General features: G+C 56.4%; 2 protein-coding genes and 2 pseudogenes. All 4 read right to left on the bottom strand.

Going from position 1 to position 4,152, the window contains the following annotated elements; all coding sequences use genetic code 11:
- A partial coding sequence (locus VGE80_RS11780) for a DUF1549 domain-containing protein (protein ID WP_440592805.1) occupies positions 1 to 1,849 on the bottom strand: 1,849 nt, incomplete at its 3' end.
- 451 nt (positions 1,850 to 2,300) lie between these two features.
- Positions 2,301 to 2,507: pseudogene (locus VGE80_RS11775) on the bottom strand (IS3 family transposase); the annotation flags it as partial.
- Between the two features lie 8 nt (positions 2,508 to 2,515).
- Entirely contained in the window at positions 2,516 to 3,940 is a 1,425-nt protein-coding gene (tnpC, locus tag VGE80_RS11770; RefSeq protein ID WP_440592804.1) for an IS66 family transposase, read from the bottom strand.
- Positions 3,941 to 4,010: 70 nt separating this feature from the next.
- Positions 4,011 to 4,152, bottom strand: a pseudogene (locus VGE80_RS11765) (IS3 family transposase); the annotation flags it as partial.

The raw sequence follows: 4,152 nt of genomic DNA, 5'->3' as shown, positions 1-4,152 counted from the left end.
GATTGGCACCTGCAGGAAGTCCCACATCAGCCGCATTCACTTCCAGCCGTACCCATTCTCCCGTCTTCGGCAGGGGACCTGCAATTCGTTTGGCTGGAGTATTCTTGGCACCAAATCCGATGGCGTCTTCGTCCCCCCAGTTGGTCCGGTGTTCCCAGCTACCATCATTAAACTGAAGCATGATGGCGCGGGGCGGGTTCGCCGGATCGAGATAAACGTAGGCGAACAGCGTGTCCCCTTCGCCAATCTTCAAGGGGGGATTCGCGCCTGTGAAGAAGTGCTGCGACAGACCCGTCGCGGTGCGGCTGGAGGCCTTTTCTCCCGAAAAAACGGGACCTTCTCCCTTGGTGATCAACCGCCAGGGGGAATCACCCGCAGGCTGTGCCCCCGGAGGAAGCTCGTCATCCACCCAGACGGTCTCCAGACGCAGCACAGAAAGGGCATCGGCGGGCAAGTCTTTCCCTGCCAGCGGATCCACGTAAGCGGCCGTCGCTGCGGCGAGAGCGGTGGCGGACGATTGCTGCAACGCGGCCAGCTCGTTCAGCAGATCCTGCTGCCGTTTGGTGTGTTCGGTTGAGGGAAGCTTCAGGATCGGAGGAGGCAACAGCGCGTTGCCGTCCATGGCGGCATCGGCCATCGAATAGAAATACGAATAAAGCGAGTAGAATTCCTTCTGCGAAATCGGATCAAACTTGTGCGTGTGGCAAACGGCGCACTGCAGTGTCAGTCCCAGGAAGACGGTCGAAAGAGCCTCCGTCCGGTCCACCGCGTAACGGACCAGAACCTCTTCGTCGATGGAGCCACCTTCGCCTGTCGTCACGTTACAGCGGTTGAATCCCGAGGCCACCTTCTGATCGACGGTCGCGTCAGGGATCAGGTCGCCCGCCAGTTGCTCGACCGTAAACCGGTTGAAGGGCATGTTCTGATTGAACGCATTGATGACGTACTCGCGGTACGGCCACATCGATCGCTCGTTATCCAGATGCAGTCCGTGCGTATCACCATAGCGTGCGGCATCCAGCCAGATTCGTCCCTGGTGTTCACCGTAACGGGGTGACATCAGCAGACGATCAATCAACCGCTCGTATGCTTGTGAGGATTCATCAGCAAGAAAGGCGTCAACTTCGGCAGGGGTGGGTGGAAGCCCGGTGAGATCGATCGTCGCGCGACGAATCAAGGTCACCTTGTCCGCTTCGGGGGATGGTTCCAGTCCTTCGGCTTCCAGTCGGCTGAGAATGAACTGATCAATCTCGTTGCGCACATGATTCGAGAAGCGGGTGGCGGGAGGCTCGGGACGAACAGGAGTAATAAACGACCAATGCCCCTGATACTCGGCCCCTTGCCGGATCCAGGCCTTCAGCGTTTCGATCTCGCTCTCTGAGACACTTTTGCCGCTCTCCGCGGGGGGCATCTTCAGATTCGGATCACTGGTCGTGATCCGCTCAATGATCGCACTCGCCGAGACATCACCCGGCACGATCCCGGTGTTCCCCGATTCCAGTTTCGCAACCGCGGTTTCGGGCTTGTCGAGCCTCAAACCGGCCTGGAGCTGGTTCTTATCCGGGCCGTGGCAGAGGTAGCAGTTGTTCGACAGAATGGGCCGGATGTCTCGATTGAACTCAATTTTGCGATCGGCCCCCGATACCGATGAGACGGAACCGAGCACCAACGTTGAGAGCGTCGCCGCGCAGACGAACGTGGTGAGACTGCGAGATCGTGCGGAGCGCGCCATCCCCGCAGAATATTCGGGTCGATGAGATTGACGCCGGGGCGATGCACCACAGAGGTCGTGCTTCACGTCTACACCCGTGGCGGAAACTGTCACCACACAGAAAGCATTGCGGGACATACGAGGAGATCCTCGAGAATACAGGCGGGATGAAAACACAGCGGAGGGAGATCCGGTGGGCGGTACAGTACCGTTGATCAATATCAACCGATTCATCAGCAAAAGTCAATTAGCGATCTGATACCCCATTCCCATGATGTCCTCTATGTCAAGCGATACGCATTTACAGAGTACGGAAAAGTGGAAGCTCATACCGTTCAGAAATCCATCACTGGATCCTGAATTGGAGACGCGCCGGGAATCAGGAGGTGATGATCCGAATAGAGAGGACCAATCCAATTTCCAACATTTCAGCAAAGATTAAGGTAAAGAGCAGGAATTTTCTTGTATTCAAGCTACTGAGACTTCTAGACTGACTGTTGCGTAATTGACCTATCTCTCGACAGAAAAATTCTTGCTCTTTCTGGGCCACGTCTGGACTTGCCCATGAAATGTGGGCGCGAGGTTAGGATTAAATGGCCTGTTCGAACTTGACGGGTGGGAGATACCCGATCGTCGAGTGCCTTCGTACGCGGTTGTAAAACGCTTCAATGTATTCGAAGAGGCTTTGGCGCGCTTGCGAATGGGTCTGATACCGTTCGCGGTGGACGAGTTCCTTCTTCAAGGTGGCGAAGAAGCTCTCCATCGGTGCGTTATCCCAGCAGTTGCCTCGGCGGCTGTAACCGTTCACGGGTCGGTAAGGATTGATGGTGCTGGTCGGCCACTGAGGCTGGCTTCGACGGCGGCGGTGAGCCACTGATACACGGATCGTTTTTGAAGTCGGCAGGTTTCGGAAATGGTCAGCATTCGCTCGATAAAGCGACTGCCCGCTTCGCTCTGGGTGCCGAAGGAAAGCTTTCGGTAAATCACGGCGGGACGCAGCGCGCGTTCGGCCGTATTATTGGTGGGCTCAAGTCCTTGAATTTCCGTGAACGTCCAGAGCCACTCCCGGTGATTGTATAATTCGTTGCACATGCCGATGAGCCGTTTGTTCTCGCTGAAGACACCGCGCAGCAACAAGCGGTCCACCTGGTCGCGGATCGGCTTCACCTCGGTTTGAAACGTTTCCCATGAGCTGGCACCGGATTTATATTTGTGCCAGAGAGTAAACAGGGTCTCAACAGGAGTCTTCAAATCGAAACCCAGTCGTTTCACTTGGTGATCGTGGTGGTCGATTAGTGATTGGAAGTCCCGCTTCAGATGGGCCCAACACCATTGAAGTCGCTTGGCTTGCCAGTACATCTTCGCCCGGTCGCAATTGATGATTCCTGTGAACTGATCTCCCAGAAGTTTGGGCAGAGCTGTTGCGGCCCGACTGGCGAAGATGGCAAACACGGCGAACGAGGAAGAGACTGCGGTCCACAACCAGGCTTTCTGATTCGCCTGTTTCGTCGGCGATTCATCCATGAACAATTGACCTTGGTTCGCCAGAAGCCCTTTCAGATCTTCGTAGGTCTGATTGAGAGCCTCCGAGACTCGATTCTGCATTTTGACCGAGGCCGCGGGGCAGCAAGGCAGATTCAGCAGATCCGAAAGGAACAGCGAGGCTCGACGCTTACTCTGTCGAAAATGCCCCATCAGCAACCCGGTGAACGCCAGCAGTCGCGGCCCGAACTGTCCGGTTGGCACACCGCAAGGCAACGCGGCGCATGTGCTTGTTCCACAGCCTGAGCATATCAGTCGATGCCGCTGGTATTCCACGATCACTGGTTCGATCGGCGGCAGTTCCCACACTTGGTGCCGAATCGGTTCGGGATCGGCTCCTGTCAGGACTTTGCCACAGCGTCGGCAGTTTTCGGGAAGCAGTGAATGCACCTCTGCACAGCGTTCGATGGGGACCAGTTGGCGAACAACACGTCGATGCCCGTCTTGTCCGCCTCGCTTTCTCTTGGAATTGGACTTCGGCTTGGGAGTCGGCCGAGCATGCGGATGTTGCGTGGAAGGAGGCATCGACGAATTCTGTGGCGTCAGACGTTTGACTTGGGCTTTGAGATCGTCAATCTCTTCCTGCATCCTCGCCCGCTGGGACTCCATACTCGCTAACAGAGACGCGACGAACGCTCGTACGGCGGGCGTCATCTCGGCTAAAAGCTCAGCGGGTATCTCTGACATCTGCATCATGACACTGATGTCTCAGATATTCATCCTCCTGAATAGATCAATCCCGACCCGTGAACGGTTACCGGCGGCTCATCGAGCAGGTGATCTGATTTCGTCTCAGAAGAGTCTGGTAGTGTTCGCTGGCATATTGCACCCCGCGATCCGAGTGCGCCACCAGGCCTGCTGCAGGAAGTTCTCGCTGGACCGCCATCTCCAGCGCATCA

The sequence above is a fragment of the Schlesneria sp. genome (assembly GCF_036405755.1).
In the GTDB taxonomy this organism is placed as follows: domain Bacteria; phylum Planctomycetota; class Planctomycetia; order Planctomycetales; family Planctomycetaceae; genus Schlesneria; species Schlesneria sphaerica.
Note: the sequence above shows the minus strand (reverse complement) of the source record. Positions and strands in the feature narration are given on the sequence as shown.

Excerpts from the sequence above, each read along its gene's own strand:
- tnpC (WP_440592804.1), bottom strand. The coding sequence starts at position 3,940 with ATGTCAGAGATACCCGCTGAGCTTTTAGCCGAGATGACGCCCGCCGTA.